We start from the raw sequence: 16,800 nt of genomic DNA, 5'->3' as shown, positions 1-16,800 counted from the left end.
CTCGGCGACCATCCGCACCGCACGACGGCGCAGCTCAAGCGGGTAGGGGGAAGGACGTGCCATGACTCGATCCTCTCAAACGATCGAGTCCCTACCGAACCCGGAACGGTTCAGACCGACGTCTACAGCTGGAAGAAGTTCGACGCCAAATCCGCAGTGCTGTCAACCACCTACAACACCCGGCCCAACGTGCCCACCGGCCTGGACACCTACCCGGTGTCCACCAACAACCAGTACGGGTGCGGAGACAAGGCGCCCTACCAATACATCGGCAACACCGACTTCTACCTCCAGGCCAAGCTCTCCGATCCCGACGGAGGCACAGTCACGGCCAGGTTCCACCTGTGGCCCACCGGCTACAACAGCACTCATCTCATCATCAACAAGACGGTCTCGGTCAGCTCCGGCTCCATCGCCAGGCTGAAGGTCACCAAAGCGGACCTGACACCCCATCTGGGCGTCGCCAACGGCAATTTCTCCTGGAAGGTCTACGCAAGCGACGGCTCCCTGTCCAGTGACTGGAATCCCACCAAGGGGGCACCGGGCTGCCGCTTCGTCTTCGACCCCAACCGTCCCGCCACCCCTCCGTCCGTCAACTCCAGCGAATTTCCCAGCGGAGACGACGGTTGGCCGCCCAACACCGCCCCAGTCCGCACCAACGGCACCTTCACCTTCTCCAACGGCGGCGTCAACGACGTGATGGAGTACGAGTACTGGACCACTTGGGACTCCACCCGCCGCAAGAAGACCCCCGGCTCAGCAGGCGGCTCGGTATCCGTCGAGCTCACTCCGAACGCCGTGGGAGCCAACATGGTCTACGTCAAGAGCTATGACAGAGCGGGCAATTCCTCCGACACCGCTGCCTACCTGTTCTACGCCAACGGCCCCAGCACGGCCGACAAGCCCGGAGACATCAACGGTGACGGCAACACTGATATGTGGGCCATCGACTCCGGTGGTGATCTGCGCCGCTTCTACGGGGCCGGTGACGGCACCCTGACTCAGGCCACCTCGAAGGCAAGCGACGACAAGTGGAACAACGTTCAGATCACCCACCGCGGCGACTGGACCGACGACAGCTACGAAGACCTCATCGCCCTGCGCCACGACCCGGACCAGGACGCCCACAGACTGTGGGTGCATCCCAACAGCGGTCACGGTTTCGTCTGCACCACCTGCAACAACGGGGTGAGCCAGCAGGAACTCACCGTCTACGACAACACCAACAACCACTGGAAGGACGGCGCCAAACAGATCCTGGCCATCGGCGACGTCGACGGCGGCCTGGACACCGACGACGACGGCGTGGATGACGTACCCGGCTACCCGGACCTCGTGGTCAACGACGGCGAGTTCATCTGGCTCTACTACGGCAACTCCGACTACCACCTCGACTCCTACCGCGACCCGTTGCTGCTCGCCGGGCCCGACGACCTCATAGCCTCCGACGGTTCCACGGTCGGCGAAGTCACCCTGGGCGCACCGGGAGACTGGGACGGAGACGGACTGCCCGACCTGGTCGTGCGGTACGACCGCCCCGACATCGGCGGACTGTACGTGTTCCACAGTGGCGAGGACGACTGGGGCGACTACGACATCAGCCTCGACGAACGCACCGCCATCAACTCGGACTGGGGCACCGACACCGTCCCGCTGTTCACCACAACCCCTGACGCCAACGGCAACGGCAACCCGCTCGACTTCTGGGTGACGACGCCACACTCCGCAAGCCTGCGCTTCCTCGGCGACCACGTGGCCGGCGTCGGGCACACCACGAGTTTGTCGGCATCGACAGAATTCGAGGGCTATCAAGCCATCAGTTGATCGTCACCGAACCGCCCCTCTGACATCCGTGGTGGGCCGCTCACCCTGATGGTGAACGGCCCACCACGGCTCTTGATGCACGAGTTGATCAGAGGCCACGGTCAGGGTTCGTGCGAAGGCAGCCGTGTGCGCCGGGCGGGCCAAGCGCACACGACTGCCTTCCACCAGGCGAGGGTTTCTGCGCAAAAGCCGCGACCTCTTCTTCGCGGTCTTGTGAGAGGGCCACCCGCGCGAGACAAGGCATGGAGACACCCCCCTTGCGTCGGCCCGTCACGGCTCCCTGCCACGCTGTGCCCCATGCTCCTGTTCGCCCTGCCCCTGCTGCTGTTCGCGCTGATCACCTGGCAGGTCGTCGCCGACGGCCCGCTGGTGGGCGTCGACGAACGGCTGAGCCGGGCGCTCCGCGTGCCCGACCGGGCCTCCGAGCTGCTCGCCGACCTCGGCAACGTGGAGGTGGCCGTGCCGGTGCTGGCGCTGGCGGCGGCCGTGGCCGCGTGGCACGGGCGCGCGGCCGGGGTGGACCGCTGGTGGGTGCCGCTCGGGGTGGCGGCCGGCGCGATGGTCCTGGTGCCGGTGCTGGTCGCGCCGCTGAAGGCGTGGACCGACCGCCCCGGCACTCCGGCGGTGCCGCCGGCGGTCGGCTACTACCCCTCGGGCCACACCGCCACCGCGGTCGTGGCGTACGGGGCGGCGGCCCTGCTCCTCCTTCCGCTGCTGCGGTCCGCCGCCGCCCGGCGCGCGCTCGTCCTGCTGTGCTCCGTTCTCGTCCTCGGCGCCTCCTACGGGTTGGTGCGCCGCGGCTACCACTGGCCGCTGGACGTGGTGGGCTCCTGGTGCCTGGGGGCGGTGCTGTTGGCCGGCCTGTACCGGGTGGTCAGCGGAAGTAGGCGTCGAAGGTCCGCTGGAACTCCCAGCCCCCGAACCGGTCCCAGTTGATCGACCAGGTCATCAGCCCGCGCAGGTCGGGCCAGGTGCCGTGGGTCGCGTAGGAGCCGCACTGCACCTTCCGGGTCAGGCAGTCCAGGGTCTTGGTGACCTCCGCCGGGGACACGTGGCCGTTGCCCGCGTTGACCGTGGCGGGCATGCCGATGGCGACCTGGTCGGCGCGCAACGGCGGGAAGACCCGGTCCGCGTTGCCCGCGACGGGGAAGCCGGTGAGCAGCATGTCGGTCATGGCGATGTGGAAGTCGGCGCCGCCCATGGAGTGGTACTGGTTGTCCAGGCCCATGATCGGGCCGGAGTTGTAGTCCTGGACGTGCAGCAGGGTGAGGTCGTCGCGCAGGGCGTGGATCACCGGCAGGTAGGCCCCGGCCCGCGCGTCCTGCCCGCCCCACGGCCCCGGGCCGTAGAACTGGTACCCGAGTTGGACGAAGAACGTCTCCGGGGCCATGGTCAGCACGAAGTCGTCGCCGTACGTGGCCTTGAGGGTCTTCAGCGCGGAGATGAGGTGGACGATCACCGGCGTCGTCGGGTTCCGGAAGTCGGTGTCACCGGCGTCCAGGGAGAGGGAGTGGCCCTCGAAGTCGATGTCGAGGCCGTCGAGTCCGTACTCGTCGATGATCTTCGAGACGGAGGAGACGAAGGTGTCGCGGGCGGCGGCCGTGGTGAGCCGCACCTGGCCGTTCTGGCCGCCGATGGAGATCAGCACCTTCTTGCCCGCCGCCTGCTTGTCCCGGATCGCGGCCTTGAACTCGGCGTCGCTCTCCACACCGGGGCACTCCGCCTGCGGGCAGCGTTCGAAGCGGATGTCTCCGGAGGTCACCGAGGTGGGCTCGCCGAAGGCGAGGTCGATGACGTCCCAGCTGTCCGGGACGTCGGCCAGGCGGGTGTAGCCGGAGCCGTTGGCGAAACTGGCGTGCAGGTAGCCGACCAGGGCGTGCCGCGGGAGGTCGGAGGGGCCGCCGCCGGAGCCGGGGTCGGTGGTGGTGGCGGTGACGGTGGCTGAACGGGCGGACTCGCCCGCCTCGTTGACGGCGGTGACCTGGAAGGCGTAAGCGGTGGCCGGCGTCAGTCCGGAGACGGTGGTGGAGGTGCCGTCCACGGTGCGGATCCGGGCGCCGTCGCGGTAGACGGCGTAGCTCGTCGCACCGGGGGCGGATGACCAGGACAGGGCCACGCTCGTGGCGGTGACCGTCCCGGTCTTCAAGCCGGTGGGCGGTGCGGGCGGCTGACCCGTCTCGCCGCCGGGGCCGGTCAGGGAGAGGTCGTCGACGTGGTAGGCGCCGGTGCCGTACCAGCCGTGGGTGTAGACGGTGACCTTGGTCGTGGTGGGGCCGGTGCGGAAGGTGGTGGTGAGGGGCTGCCAGTCCGGGGCGGACTGGGTCCAGGTGGAGACGTCGGTGGTGCCGGTGCCGCTCGCCCCGAGGTACACGTAGGAGCCGCGGACGTGGCCGGTGAGCGTGTACGTGGAGTCCGGCCGCACGGTGACGGTCTGGGAGCAGCGGGCGTGGTCCGCGTCGGCCGGGGTGGCCCGGAGCGCGGAAGCGCCGCTGCGGACCGGGGAGGTGACGGCTTCCCCGGCGGTGCAGGTCCAGTGGTCGAGGCCGGACTCGAAACCGCCGTTGCGCACGAGGTCCGCGTCGGCCGCACGGGCGGCCGACGTGAGCGCGGTCGTGCCGGACAGGGCGAGGGCCGCGGCGGTGAGCAGCGTGAGGAGCGTGGGCAGGGGGCGACGGGCGGGCGGTCTGGTGCGTTCCACAAGTGCCTCCGGACATGGGGGAGATGGGGAGGGTGGAGCGCGCCCAACTTGGTCCAGACCAATACCCTTGTCAACCCCTCGCGCACCTCACTCGCCGTCCGGCTCGCGCCCCTCCCCCGCGAGACCGGCCGCCGCTTCGTGCATCGCCAGTTCCAGCAGGGCCGGGTCGGTGAGCGTACCGGACCCGTCCGGCGGGATCAGCCACCGGATGCCCCCGGCCGTCATCCGCTGGGGGTGCGGCACGACGATCCAGGTGCCCCCCCGGCCGTGCGGATCCCGGTGCCCAGCCAGCGCGCGGCCGTACCGGGCGGCACCAGGAACCCGGTGCGCGCGTCGCCGAAGTCGGCGAGCACCGGCCCCGGTTGGTCCAGGACCCGGCACAGCACGTCCAGCGTCGGCCGCCCGAGCCGGCCCGGCAGGATCAGCACGTCCCAGCCCTTGCCCGCGGGCAGCAGGGCGACGCCCAGCGGATCGTTCTCCCACTCCCGCAGACAGGCCTCGGGATCCGGTGCGACCGACGCCAGCCAGGCGACCGCGGTCCTCACACCAGCCATGAAGAAACCTCCCTCTCGTCTGTGACGCGGGTACGCGTCACAGAGGGAGAGGCAGGTGGGCAGCGGGCATTACGCGGGTCACGGCTCCCCGTTGGGGTGAGACGGGTCACAGGGGAATTGACGGACGAGGATTGACGGACGAGGACGGCGGACAGGGGGATCGACGGGCGGAGCGGGTCAGCTGTCGAAGCCCAGCCCCGCCCGGTCCATGGCGCGCAGCCACAGGTTGCGGCGGCCTTCCCGGGCGTCGGCGCGGGCGAGGGACCACTTGGTGAGGGTGATGCCGGCCCAGGCGAACGGCTCCGGGGGGAAGGGCAGCGGCTTGCTGCGCACCATCTCCAGTTCCGTCCGCTCGGTGCGCTCCCCCGCCAGCAGGTCCAGCATCACCTCGGCGCCGAAGCGGGTGGCGCCGACGCCGAGGCCGGTGTATCCGGCGGCGTAGGCGACGCGGCCCGCGTGGGCGGTGCCGAAGAAGGCGGAGAAGCGGGAGCAGGTGTCGATGGCGCCGCCCCAGGCGTGGGTGAAGCGCAGGCCCTCCAGTTGCGGGAAGCAGGTGAAGAAGTGGCCGGCGAGGCGGGCGTAGGTCTCGGGGCGGTCGTCGTACTCGGCGCGGACCCGGCCGCCGTAGGGGTAGACGGCGTCGTAGCCGCCCCACAGGATCCGGTGGTCGGCGGTGAGGCGGAAGTAGTGGAACTGGTTGGCGCTGTCGCCGAGGCCCTGCCGGTTCTTCCAGCCGACGGAGGCCAGTTGGGCGTCGGTCAGCGGTTCGGTCATCAGCGCGTAGTCGTAGACCGGCACGGTGTACGGGCGGACGCGGCGCACCAGGCTGGGGAACACGTTGGTGCCGAGGGCGACCCGGCGGGCGCGGACGCCTCCGTAGGGGGTGCGTACGCCCATGCCGGCGCCGGCCTGCTTCAGGTCGAGGGCGGGTGTGTGCTCGTACACGCGGACGCCGAGGTCGAGGCAGGCGCGTTTGAGGCCCCAGGCGAGCTTGGCCGGGTGAAGCATGGCCACGCCCCGGCGGTCCCAGAGGCCGGCCCGGAAGGTGGGTGAGTCGACCTGTTCCCGGACCGCGTCGGCGTCCAGGAACTCGATGCCGTCGGCGAGGCCCGCCCGGTCTATCTCCTCGTACCAGGCGCGCAGTTCGCGGGCCTGGTAGGGCTCGGTGGCCACGTCGAGTTCGCCGGTGCGTTCGAAGTCGCAGTCGAGAGAGTAGCGGGCGACCGTCTCCTCGATGGCGTCGAGGTTGCGGGCGCCCAGTTCCTCCAGGCGGTGGATCTCGTCCGGCCAGCGGGTCAGGCCGTTGGGCAGGCCGTGGGTGAGGGAGGCGGCGCAGAAGCCGCCGTTGCGGCCGGAGGCGGCCCAGCCCACCTCGCGGCCCTCCAGCAGGACGACGTCCCGGCCGGGGTCGCGTTCCTTGGCGAGCAGCGCGGTCCACAGCCCGCTGTAGCCGCCGCCCACGACCAGCAGGTCACAGGTCTCGGTGCCGGTGAGCGCGGGCTCGGGGCCCGGCCGGCCGGGGTCGTCCAGCCAGTACGCGACCGGCCGGGCCTCGGAGAGGGACTGCGTCCAACGGCTCATGGCGGCTGGGGCCATGATGTCAACTCCCTACGAGAGGTGGGGTGTTCCTGCTGACGCCGGTGCGGTGGTCGTGCCACCCGGTGCGGTGGTCGTGCCATCGCCGCTTGCTCCGGTCACGCCTCCGCCGCTCGCCCGTCACACCTTCTGCCGCTTGCGGCGGTTGCCGATCGCCATGGAGACCAGCACCAGCAGGACGGCGACGACGAACATGGCCGTCCCGATGACGTTGATCTGCACGGGAGTTCCGCGCTGGGCGGAGCCCCAGACGAACATCGGGAAGGTGACGGTCGAGCCGGCGTTGAAGTTGGTGATGATGAAGTCGTCGAAGGACAGGGCGAAGGCGAGCAGCGCGCCGGCCGCGATGCCGGGGGCGGCGATCGGCAGGGTGATGCGCCAGAACGTCTGGAACGGTCCGGCGTACAGGTCCTGGGCGGCCTGTTCCAGCCTCGGGTCCATCGACATCACGCGCGCCTTGACGGCGACCACGACGAAGCTGAGGCAGAACATGATGTGGGCGATCAGGATCGTCCAGAAGCCGAGCTGGGCACCCATGTTGAGGAACAGGGTCAGCAGCGAGGCCGCCATGACGACCTCGGGCATCGCCATCGGCAGGAAGATCATCGAGTTGACCGCTCCGCGGGCCCGGAACCGGTAGCGGACCAGGGCGAACGCGATCAGCGTGCCCAGCAGGGTGGCGCCGAGGGTCGCCCACAGCGCGATCTGCAGGCTGAGCGACAGCGAGGCGCACATGCCGGAGACCCCGCAGGGGTCCTTCCAGGCGTCGGTGGAGAACTCCTGCCACTCGTAGTTGAAGCGCCCCTTGGGGTTGTTGAAGGAGAAGACGGTGACGACGACGTTGGGCAGCAGGAGATACGCGAGGGTGAGCAGTCCCGCGATCACGACGAGGTGGCGCTTGAGCCAGGTGACGAAGGCCATTGTTAAACCAGATCCTCCGTGCCGGACCTGCGGATGTAGAAGGTGACCATGAAGAGGATCGCGGCCATCAGGATGAAGGAGAGGGCCGCGGCCGTCGGATAGTCGAGGATCCGCAGGAATTGGGACTGGATGACGTTGCCGACCATGCGGGTCTCGGTCGAGCCGAGGAGGTCCGCGTTGATGTAGTCGCCGGTCGCCGGGATGAAGGTCAGCAGCGTGCCGGAGACCACGCCCGGCATCGACAGCGGGAAGGTGACCTTGCGGAAGGTCGTGGACGGCTTGGCGTACAGGTCGTTCGCCGCCTCGTGCAGGCGGGGGTCGATGCGCTCCAGCGAGGTGTAGAGCGGCAGGATCATGAACGGCAGGAAGTTGTACGTCAGACCGCAGACGACCGCCAGCGGGGTGGCGAGCACCCGGTCGCCGGCCGTCCAGCCGAGCCAGGCGGTGACGTCGAGGACGTGCAGCGCGTCCAGGGCGCCGACCACCGGGCCGCCGTCGGCGAGGATCGTCTTCCAGGCGAGGGTGCGGATCAGGAAGCTGGTGAAGAACGGCGCGATCACCAGGATCATGATCAGGTTCCGCCAGCGTCCCGCGCGGAAGGCGATCAGGTACGCCAGCGGGTAGCCCAGCAGCAGGCACAGCACGGTGGCGGAGGCCGCGTAGGCGACGGAGCGGACGAACTGCGGCCAGTACTCGGACAGGGCGTCCCAGTAGGTCGCGAAGTGCCAGGTGACCCGGTAGCCCTCCTCCAGGGAGCCGGTCTGGACGGACGTGGACGCCTGGTAGATCACCGGCAGGGCGAAGAAGACGACCAGCCACAGCAGTCCGGGCAGCAGGAGCAGGTACGGCGTCCAGCGGCCTCGTTTGCGGGGCGGTTTCCGTTCGGGGGCGGGCGCCACCGGTGGCGCCTGGGTGACCGTGGCCATCAGGCGACCTCTTCCTCGACGGTCTCCACCCCGGCGTCGATGTCCTGGGCGGCGTCCAGGCCGAAGGTGTGCGCCGGGTTCCAGTGCAGGACCACCTCGGCGCCGGGCACCAGCCGGGCGTCGCGGTCGATGTTCTGCACGTAGACCTCGAAGTCGGTGCAGACGGGGCTGTCGACGACGAACTGGGTGGAGACGCCGATGAAGCTGGAGTCGGCGATGCGGCCGGTGATCCGGTTGCGGCCCTCGGGTATCCCCCCGGCGTCGTCGGCGTGGGTGAGGGAGATCTTCTCCGGGCGCACCCCCACCAGCACCTTCCCGCCGGCTGTGGTGGCCGCGCTGTTGCGGGCCCGGGGCAGGACCAGCTTGCCGCCGCCCGCCTTCAGCACGATGTCGTCGCCGCTCGGGGAGTCGACCTCGGCCTCGATGAAGTTGGAGGTGCCGAGGAAGTTGGCGACGAAGGTGGTCCGCGGGTTCTCGTACAGCTCGGTGGGCGCGCCCAGCTGCTCGACCCGGCCTGCGTTCATCACGGCCACGGTGTCGGCCATGGTCATGGCCTCCTCCTGGTCGTGCGTGACGTGCACGAAGGTGATGCCGACCTCGGTCTGGATGCGCTTGAGCTCCAGCTGCATCTGGCGGCGCAGCTTCAGGTCGAGGGCGCCGAGCGGTTCGTCGAGCAGCAGCACCCTGGGGTGGTTGATCAGGGCGCGGGCGACCGCCACGCGCTGCTGCTGGCCGCCGGAGAGCTGGTGCGGCTTCTTGCGGGCCTGCTCGCCGAGCTGGACCAGCTCCAGCATCTCCTCGACCTGCTTCTTCACGCTTCGGATGCCGCGCCGGCGCAGGCCGAAGGCGACGTTCTCGAAGATGTCGAGGTGCGGGAAGAGCGCGTAGGACTGGAAGACGGTGTTCACCGGCCGCTTGTACGGCGGGAGCGCCGTGACGTCCTGGTCGCCGAGGTGGACGGTGCCCGCCGAGGGCTCCTCCAGGCCGGCGATCATCCGCAGGGTGGTGGTCTTGCCGCAGCCGGAGGCGCCGAGCAGGGCGAAGAAGGAGCCCTGCGGGACGGTGAGGTCGAGCGGGTGCACGGCGGTGAAGGCGCCGTAGGTCTTGCTGATGCCGGTGAGGCGGACGTCGCCGCCGTGGCCCGCGGTGTCGTTGGTGGTCTTCATCTGGTCACGCCCCCGTCAGCTTCGCGAACTTCTCTTCGAACGCCGTCTCTTCCTTCGAGCTCAGCGAGCGGAAGGCACGGGACTTGGCCTGCATGGCCTTGTCGGGGAGGATCAGCGGGTTGTTCGCCGCGTCCTCGTCCAGCTTGGCGAGCTCGTCCTTCACTCCCTCGACCGGGCAGACGAAGTTGATGTAGGCGGCGAGTTCGGCGGCCGGTTCCGGCTCGAAGTAGTAGTCGATGAGCCGTTCGGCGTTGGTCTTGTGACGGGCCTTGTTCGGGATCAGCATGTTGTCGCTGGACGTCATGTAGCCGCTGTCCGGGATGAGGAACTCGATGTCCGGGTTGTCGGCCTTGAGCTGCACGATGTCCCCGGCCCAGGCCAGGCAGGCGGCGATGTCGCCCTTGGTGAGGTCGGCCGTGTAGTCGTTGCCGGTGAAGCGGCGGATCTGGCTCTTGTCGACGGCCTTCTGGAGCCGGGCGATCGCCGCGTCGTAGTCGTCGGCGGTGAACTTCGCCGGGTCCTTGCCCATGTCCAGCAGCGTCATCCCGATGGTGTCGCGCATCTCGGTGAGCAGTCCGACCCGGCCCTTCAGCTTCGGGTTGTCCAGCAGGTCGGAGAGGGTCTTCACCTCGATGCCGTCGAGCGCCTTCTTGTTGTAGGCGAGGACGGTGGAGATGCCCTGCCAGGGGTAGGAGTAGGCACGCCCGGGGTCCCAGTCGGGGTTGCGGAACTGCGCCGAGAGGTTGGTGAAGGCGTGCGGCAGGTTCGCCGGGTCCAGCTTCTGCACCCAGCCGAGCCGGATCAGGCGGGCGGCCAGCCAGTCGGTGAGCACGATGATGTCGCGCCCGGTGTCCTGGCCCGCGGCCATCTGCGGCTTGATCTTCCCGAAGAACTCGGTGTTGTCGTTGATGTCCTCGGTGTACGTGACCTTGATGCCGGTGCGGCGGGTGAACGCGTCCAGGGTGGGGTGGTTGCGCCCGCTGTCGTCGACGTCCATGTACTCGGTCCAGTTGGAGAAGTTGACGCGCTTCTCCTTCGCCGAGTGGTCCTCCGCCGAAACGCCGCCCTCGGTGTTCCCGGCCGCGGGGATGCCGCAGGCGCCGAGCGCCCCGGCGCCGCCGATCGCCAGCGCGCCGCCGGCGGAGGCGCGCAGCAGGGAACGGCGGGTCAGGGAGGCCCGGCCGTTGCGGAAGCTGCGCCGCATGGCGGCCACCTGGGCCGGGGAGAGGCGGTCGGGCTCGTACTGCTCCATGCGCGTGGTGCCCTTTCGGGAGGGGGCCGCGGGTCGGGCGGCCAGGCTGCTATCGGTCCCCGAAGATCGTGCGGTGCCAGTCCTTGCGGACCGTCGCCGTGTTGTCGAACATGACGTGCTTGACCTGCGTGTACTCCTCGAAGGAGTACGCGGACATGTCCTTGCCGAAGCCGGACGCCTTGTAGCCGCCGTGCGGCATCTCGCTGATGATCGGGATGTGGTCGTTGATCCACACGCATCCCGCCTTGATCTCGCGGGTGGCCCGTCCCGTCCGGTACACGTCCCGGCTCCAGGCGGAGGCGGCGAGCCCGTAGGGGGTGTCGTTGGCCAGGGCGAGGCCCTCGTCGTCGCTGTCGAACGGCAGGACCACCAGGACCGGACCGAAGATCTCGGCCTGCACGATCTCGCTGTCCTGCGGTGCGTCCGCGACGAGAGTGGGGCGATAGTACGCGCCGGCCGCCAGTTCGCCCAGGGGCGCTTCGCCGCCGGTCACGATGCGGGCGTAGCCGCGCGCCCGGTCGACGAAGCCGGCCACCCGCTCGCGCTGGGCGTGCGAGATCAGCGGACCGAGGTCCGTGCCGGGGGCGAAGGGGTCCCCGAGCCGGACCGACTCCATCAGGGCGGCCGTCCGTTCCACGAACTCCTCGTAGAGCGGTCGCTGCACGTAGGCGCGGGTGGCGGCGGTGCAGTCCTGGCCGGTGTTGATGAGCGCCCCGGCGACCGCGCCGTTGACGGCGGCGTCGAGGTCGGCGTCGTCGAAGACCACGAAGGGGGCCTTGCCGCCGAGTTCGAGGTGGATGCGCTTGACGGTGGCGGTGGCCAGCTCCGCGACCCGCCTGCCGACGGCGGTGGACCCGGTGAAGGAGGTCATGGCCACGTCGGGGTGGGCCACCAGGTGCTCCCCGGCCTCCTTGCCGGTGCCGGTGACGATGTTGATCACGCCGTGCGGGATGCCGGCGTCGGTGGCGGCCTGCGCGAACAGCAGCGAGGTCAGGGGGGTGAGTTCGGCGGGCTTGAGCACGATGGTGTTGCCCGCGGCGATCGCCGGGAGGATCTTCCAGGCGGCCATCTGGAGGGGGTAGTTCCAGGGGGCGATGGAGCCGACGACACCGATGGGCTCGCGGCGGACGTAGGAGGTGTGGTCGCCGGAGTACTCACCGGCCGACTGGCCCTGGAGGTGGCGGGCGGCACCGGCGAAGTAGGCGATGTTGTCGATGGTGCCCGGCACGTCGAACTCGCGGCTCAGCTTCAGCGGCTTGCCGCACTGCAGCGACTCGGCCCGCGCGAACTCCTCGGCCCGCTCGGCGACCACGGCCGCGAAGCGGTGCATGGCGTCGGACCGTTCGCCGGGCGTGGCGCCGGCCCAGCCGGGGAACGCCTCCCGCGCGGCGGCGACGGCCGCGTCGACGTCGTCGGTGCCGGCCAGCTCGTAGCTGAGGACCTCCGTGCCGGTGGCGGGGTCGACGACCGCGTGGGTGCGGCCGGAGGTGCCGTGGCTGAGGCGTCCGGCGATGAACTGCGCGCCGTCCGCCCAGCGGTCCTTGGCCGGAAATCGTTCCGGGGTGGCGTGGCCCGGGTTGTGCATGTCGCTCTCCTCCGTGTCCCCGAGAGGGGGCGGCGTGGCTCCAGCTCGATTTGAGTGCCGATCCTGACAGAGGGACCGCACTCCAACAAGTGATTCCGTTGTTGCCTTTTGGTTACGCGACGGAATCTGTCGACCAGATGTCCAGCGGCCACGGAAAAGGGCGTACAGAGTGTCAGTGGTGGCTGCCAGACTCACGTGCACGGAGCAGGCATGAGAGCAGCATGAGAGCAGGGGGTGCCCGTGAACGGGACGACGGGGACGATCGGCTCGCGGCAGGAGCTGATCGAGGCGCTGCGGGGCGGCGCGCGGGTGAAGTACCTGCACTTCTGGCGGCACCGGCCGCTGCCGGACGGCCGGATCGGGGCGAGCTGCCTGAGCCAGTGGTGGCCGTCGCCGTTCACGGTGGACGGGGTGCGGTACGCGACGGCGGAGCACTGGATGATGGCCGGAAAGGCCCGGTTGTTCGGGGACCGGGACGCCGAGCGGCGGATCCTTGACGCCGACGCCGACCACCCGGGGGCCGCGCAGAAGGCGGGCCGCCTGGTGCGGGGGTTCGACGAGGAGGTGTGGCGTCGGGAGCGGTTCGGGATCGTCGTCGAGGGCAACGTGCACAAGTTCGCCGCCGACCCCCGGCTGCGGTCCTTCCTGCTGGGGACGGCCGGGCGGGACGGGTCCGGCACGGCCCCGGGCACGGGCGGCCGGGTGCTGGTCGAGGCGAGCCCGCGGGACCGGATCTGGGGCATCGGGCTGGCGGAGGACGACGAGCGCGCTGACGACCCCGAGCGCTGGCGGGGGGAGAACCTGCTGGGCTTCGCACTGATGGCGGCCCGGGAGCGGCTGCGCCAGGGGTGAACGGGGCGGCTGCGCGCGAGCGCGGCCCACGGGGCGGGCGGCCGGCGGGGCATCGGGGGCATGGCGAGGCGAGGCGGAAGGGGGCGGATGGCCAGCCCCTGTCCCTTTCACGGCGGGACCGGTCCGCGGCCGGGGGCCACCGCGCCACGCCGCGTACGGCAGGCAGGGCGGTGTCGGTACGGACGGGCGGACGAGGGGGCGGGCGAACCGCCGCACCGCCGCACCGCCGCACCGCCGCACCGCCGCACCGCCGCACCGCCGCACCGCCGCACCGGCACGGTCGGAGCGCCGGGCCGTCGCCGTGCGGGGGCGCCTCAGGGGGCGTCGGTGCCTCAAGGGCCTTGGTGCCTCAGTGCCGCAAGGGCCTGGGACCCTCGCTGCCTCAGGCCCCGAGTACCTGAGCGCCTGGGTGCCTGACGGCCCGGGGGCCCGTTCGCGGGTGCCCGGGTGCCCGAGGGCCCGCACGCCTCGGGCACCTGAATCGCCTCAGTGGAAGGCGGGCGCGGTGGCCGCCGGGCGCTGGACGCCGTAGTAGTACTCGTCGTCCTGGTAGCTGTCGTCCTCGCTGTTGACCGCGACCACGATGCTCACGATGATCAGCACCATCACGGCGAGCCCCAGGACGAGGCCGATGATGCCCGTGATCAGACCGGCCTGGGCCTGCCCGTGGTTGTCGGCCAGACCTTCCGCGGCCTTCCTGCGCCCCTTGATGCCGAACACGATGGCCAGGGCGCCGAGCACCACGGAGACCACGCCGTAGGCGCAGAACATGCAGCAGGCGAGGATGCCGAGCACCATCGCCGCGGTGCCCGCGCCGTTCTGCGGCGGCATCGGCATGCCGGACCAGCCGTAGCCCTGGGGGGAGCCGGGGTAGCCGGGATAGCCCTGAGGCGCCGGGCCACCGGGACCCATGGCGGCCCCGGGCGGCATCCCGGCACCGGGGCCGGGGCCGATCGGTGCCATCGGCGGGGGCGGCAGCGGGGCGCCCGGGCCGGTGGGGGCCACGGGCGGGGGCGGCACCGAGCCGCCGGGGGGACCGAACGGCGAGCCGCCGGGCGGTGTCGCCCCGGGGGGCGTCGGGCCGGCGGCCGGCATGGAGACGACGGTGGGCTGGTCGTGCACGGAGGGCGGCTGCGCCCCGGCCGGGCCGCCCGCGGCGGGCGGCGTCCCGGGTATCCGCTGCCCGGCTCCGGTTCCCTCGCCCTTGCTGAGCGAGGTCCTGTGCTCCGGCGGAGCCCAGGGGTCGTTGCCGCCCGTCGGACCACCGCCGGGCCGTGTCGCGTCCGTCATTCTGGGTTGTCCCCCCCTGGTCGATCGTCCCGCCATGCTACGGCGCCCGCCGCGGCCCCCGTCCAGGGGCACCCGGCGGCCTCCCCCCACCGCCTACGATGACCGGGAGTCACCGATCAGCCGATCATCCGCGCCCCGCCGCCCGTCGTGGCCCGGGGCGCCGTCCCCGGGGAGGACCCCCTTGATCGAACATCTCGTCGAGCCACGCGTCCCCCGCGATCTGCAGGACTTCATCGCGGGACTGCCCAAGGCCGAACTGCACGTCCACCACGTCGGCTCCGCCTCCCCGCGGATCGTCTCCGAACTGTCCGCGCGGCACCCGGACTCCACGGTCCCCGTCGACCCCGAGGCCCTGGCCGAGTACTTCACGTTCACCGACTTCGCCCACTTCATCGACGTGTACCTGTCGGTCGTCGACCTCGTGCGCACACCGGAGGACGTCCGGCTGCTGACGTACGAGGTGGCGCGGGAGCTGGCCCGCCAGCAGGTGCGGTACGCCGAGCTGACGATCACGCCGTTCTCGTCCACCCGTCGCGGGATCGACGAGCGGGCCTTCATGGACGCCATCGAGGACGCCCGCAAGGCGGCCGAGACCGAGTTCGGGACCGTGCTGCGCTGGTGCTTCGACATCCCCGGCGAGGCCGGTCTGGAGGCGGCCGAGGAGACCACGCGGCTCGCCACCGACGACCGGCTGCGCCCGGAGGGCCTGGTGTCCTTCGGTCTGGGCGGCCCGGAGATCGGGGTGCCCCGGCCCCAGTTCAAGCCCTACTTCGACCGTGCCCGCGCCGCCGGCCTGCGTTCGGTGCCGCACGCCGGGGAGACCACCGGGCCGCGGACGGTGTGGGACGCCCTGAACGAGCTGGGGGCCGAGCGCATCGGGCACGGCACCAGTTCCGCCCGGGACCCGGAGTTGCTGCGGCACCTGGCCGAACGGCGCATCGCCCTGGAGGTCTGCCCGACCTCCAACATCGCCACCCGTGCGGTGACCGACCTCGACGAGCACCCGATCAAGGAGTTCGTCCGGGCCGGTGTGCTCGTCACCGTCAACTCCGACGACCCGCCGATGTTCGGCACGTCGCTGAACAACGAGTACGCGGTCGCCGCCCGGCTGCTGGACCTCGACGAGCGGGGCGTGGCCGATCTGGCGAAGAACGCGGTCGAGGCGTCCTTCCTCGACCCGGCGGGCAAGGCGGCCCTGGCCGCCGAGATCGACAGCTTCACCGCGTCGTGGCTCGCCCGTTGACCGCCGCGAACCGGTCAGGGTCCGAGCCGCAGCCGTCCGCCCCCGCGAGGGCCTCCACCCCGGAGCGGTCCGGCCGGGCGAAGCCGTCCGAGCCGGAGCCGTCCGCGCCCGCGCGGCGCGTCCGGGCCGTCGCCCACCGCGGTGACCCGTACCGGGTCCGCGAGAACACCCTCGCCTCGCTGCGGTCGGCGCTGCGGCGGGGCGCCGACGCGGTGGAGGTCGACGTCCGTCTCACCCGCGACGGCGTGCCGGTGCTGCTGCACGACGCGACCCTGGAACGGCTGTGGCGGCACGAGCGCCCGATCGCGGCCCTGTCCCGCGACGAGGTGCGCGGGCTGACCGGGGACGGCGTGCCGACGCTGGCCGACGCGCTCGCGGCGACCGAAGGCCACCGAGTCCTGATCGACCTCCCCGGCTCCCCGGACCTGCGGTCCGTGCGCCGGATCGTCGACGTCGTCGGCGCCTGTGACGCCAGGGACCGCGTGTACTACTGCGCGGGCGCCGCCACGATGCTGACCCTCCGGGCCGCCGACCCGTCGGCCGAGATCGCGCTCACCCGCACCACCGCGGCACCGCCCCGCCCGGCCCTGGTCGAGGCGATCCGGCCGCGCTGGCTGAACTACCGTTTCGGCCTGGTCGACCGTGCCCTGGCCGACCGCGTGCACGCCGACGGCCTGCTGCTCTCCGCCTGGACCCCGGACACCCGCCGGGCCATGCGCCGCCTCATCGCCCTCGGCGTCGACTCCGTCACCACCAACCGCGTCGACGTGCTGTGCGCCCTGCGGGACGCGCCGGAACGGCCGGGACGGCGCCGGTAGGGCCCACCCCGGCACCGGCGGACCGTCCCGCCCGGCACGCGGGGCGACATTCGGAGGCCGTCCGGGATGACCGCC

General features: G+C 71.2%; 13 protein-coding genes and 1 pseudogene. 5 read left to right on the top strand and 9 right to left on the bottom strand.

Annotated elements, in window-relative coordinates; genetic code table 11:
- Positions 1-156 precede the first annotated feature (156 nt).
- Together AC02VZ_RS16905 and AC02VZ_RS16900 are read left to right on the top strand one after the other, a co-directional pair.
- The gene (locus AC02VZ_RS16905) at positions 157-1,824 is read left to right on the top strand and encodes a hypothetical protein (protein WP_476475755.1); all 1,668 of its coding nucleotides are present in this window, start codon (positions 157-159) and stop codon (positions 1,822-1,824) included.
- Between the two features lie 297 nt (positions 1,825-2,121).
- Positions 2,122-2,760, top strand: coding sequence for a phosphatase PAP2 family protein (locus tag AC02VZ_RS16900; RefSeq protein ID WP_476475754.1), 639 nt, complete (start codon positions 2,122-2,124; stop codon positions 2,758-2,760).
- On the opposite strand, the gene AC02VZ_RS16895 is transcribed toward AC02VZ_RS16900, so the two are convergent.
- The 8 genes and pseudogenes from AC02VZ_RS16895 to AC02VZ_RS16860 all read right to left on the bottom strand — a co-directional run bounded on the left by AC02VZ_RS16895 (position 2,699) and on the right by AC02VZ_RS16860 (position 12,522).
- Positions 2,699-4,522: a chitinase gene (locus AC02VZ_RS16895; RefSeq protein ID WP_476475753.1), complete on the bottom strand. Its 1,824-nt coding sequence runs from the start codon at positions 4,520-4,522 to the stop codon at positions 2,699-2,701. The two genes, AC02VZ_RS16900 and AC02VZ_RS16895, sit on opposite strands and share 62 nt — an antisense overlap.
- 87 nt (positions 4,523-4,609) lie before the next feature.
- Positions 4,610-5,076, bottom strand: a pseudogene (locus AC02VZ_RS16890) (hypothetical protein).
- A 177-nt stretch (positions 5,077-5,253) separates the two neighbouring features.
- Entirely contained in the window at positions 5,254-6,672 is a 1,419-nt protein-coding gene (locus tag AC02VZ_RS16885; RefSeq protein WP_476475752.1) for an NAD(P)/FAD-dependent oxidoreductase, read from the bottom strand.
- A 120-nt stretch (positions 6,673-6,792) separates the two neighbouring features.
- Entirely contained in the window at positions 6,793-7,593 is an 801-nt protein-coding gene (locus AC02VZ_RS16880) for an ABC transporter permease (RefSeq protein WP_476475751.1), read from the bottom strand.
- Between the two features lie 2 nt (positions 7,594-7,595).
- A complete protein-coding gene (locus AC02VZ_RS16875) occupies positions 7,596-8,519 on the bottom strand; it encodes an ABC transporter permease (RefSeq protein ID WP_432055517.1) in 924 nt (307 codons plus the stop codon).
- Positions 8,519-9,685 (bottom strand): ABC transporter ATP-binding protein, encoded by a 1,167-nt coding sequence (locus tag AC02VZ_RS16870; RefSeq protein ID WP_476475750.1) that lies wholly within the window; start codon positions 9,683-9,685, stop codon positions 8,519-8,521. Before AC02VZ_RS16870 ends, AC02VZ_RS16875 begins: the two co-directional genes overlap by 1 nt.
- Before the next feature lie 4 nt (positions 9,686-9,689).
- Positions 9,690-10,937, bottom strand: coding sequence for a polyamine ABC transporter substrate-binding protein (locus AC02VZ_RS16865; RefSeq protein WP_432055519.1), 1,248 nt, complete (start codon positions 10,935-10,937; stop codon positions 9,690-9,692).
- Between the two features lie 49 nt (positions 10,938-10,986).
- The gene (locus AC02VZ_RS16860; protein WP_476475749.1) at positions 10,987-12,522 is read right to left on the bottom strand and encodes a gamma-aminobutyraldehyde dehydrogenase; all 1,536 of its coding nucleotides are present in this window, start codon (positions 12,520-12,522) and stop codon (positions 10,987-10,989) included.
- Between the two features lie 240 nt (positions 12,523-12,762).
- Here AC02VZ_RS16860 and AC02VZ_RS16855 point away from each other — a divergent pair, with 240 nt between their 5' ends.
- Positions 12,763-13,374 carry an NADAR family protein gene (locus tag AC02VZ_RS16855; RefSeq protein WP_476475748.1) on the top strand — a complete coding sequence of 204 codons (612 nt, stop codon included), beginning with the start codon at positions 12,763-12,765 and terminating at the stop codon, positions 13,372-13,374.
- Between the two features lie 486 nt (positions 13,375-13,860).
- Here AC02VZ_RS16855 and AC02VZ_RS16850 read toward each other — a convergent pair whose 3' ends face one another.
- The gene (locus AC02VZ_RS16850; protein ID WP_476475747.1) at positions 13,861-14,664 is read right to left on the bottom strand and encodes a DUF4190 domain-containing protein; all 804 of its coding nucleotides are present in this window, start codon (positions 14,662-14,664) and stop codon (positions 13,861-13,863) included.
- Positions 14,665-14,845: 181 nt separating this feature from the next.
- Between AC02VZ_RS16850 and AC02VZ_RS16845 the strand changes: the two genes are divergently transcribed.
- Together AC02VZ_RS16845 and AC02VZ_RS16840 are read left to right on the top strand one after the other, a co-directional pair.
- The gene (locus AC02VZ_RS16845) at positions 14,846-15,907 is read left to right on the top strand and encodes an adenosine deaminase (protein WP_476475746.1); all 1,062 of its coding nucleotides are present in this window, start codon (positions 14,846-14,848) and stop codon (positions 15,905-15,907) included.
- The gene (locus AC02VZ_RS16840; RefSeq protein ID WP_476475745.1) at positions 15,904-16,725 is read left to right on the top strand and encodes a glycerophosphodiester phosphodiesterase; all 822 of its coding nucleotides are present in this window, start codon (positions 15,904-15,906) and stop codon (positions 16,723-16,725) included. The genes AC02VZ_RS16845 and AC02VZ_RS16840 overlap by 4 nt, the downstream gene beginning before the upstream one ends.
- Positions 16,726-16,800: the final 75 nt, after the last annotated feature.

The sequence above is a fragment of the Streptomyces sp. 3-6 genome, from assembly GCF_056323165.1.
Note: the sequence above shows the minus strand (reverse complement) of the source record. Positions and strands in the feature narration are given on the sequence as shown.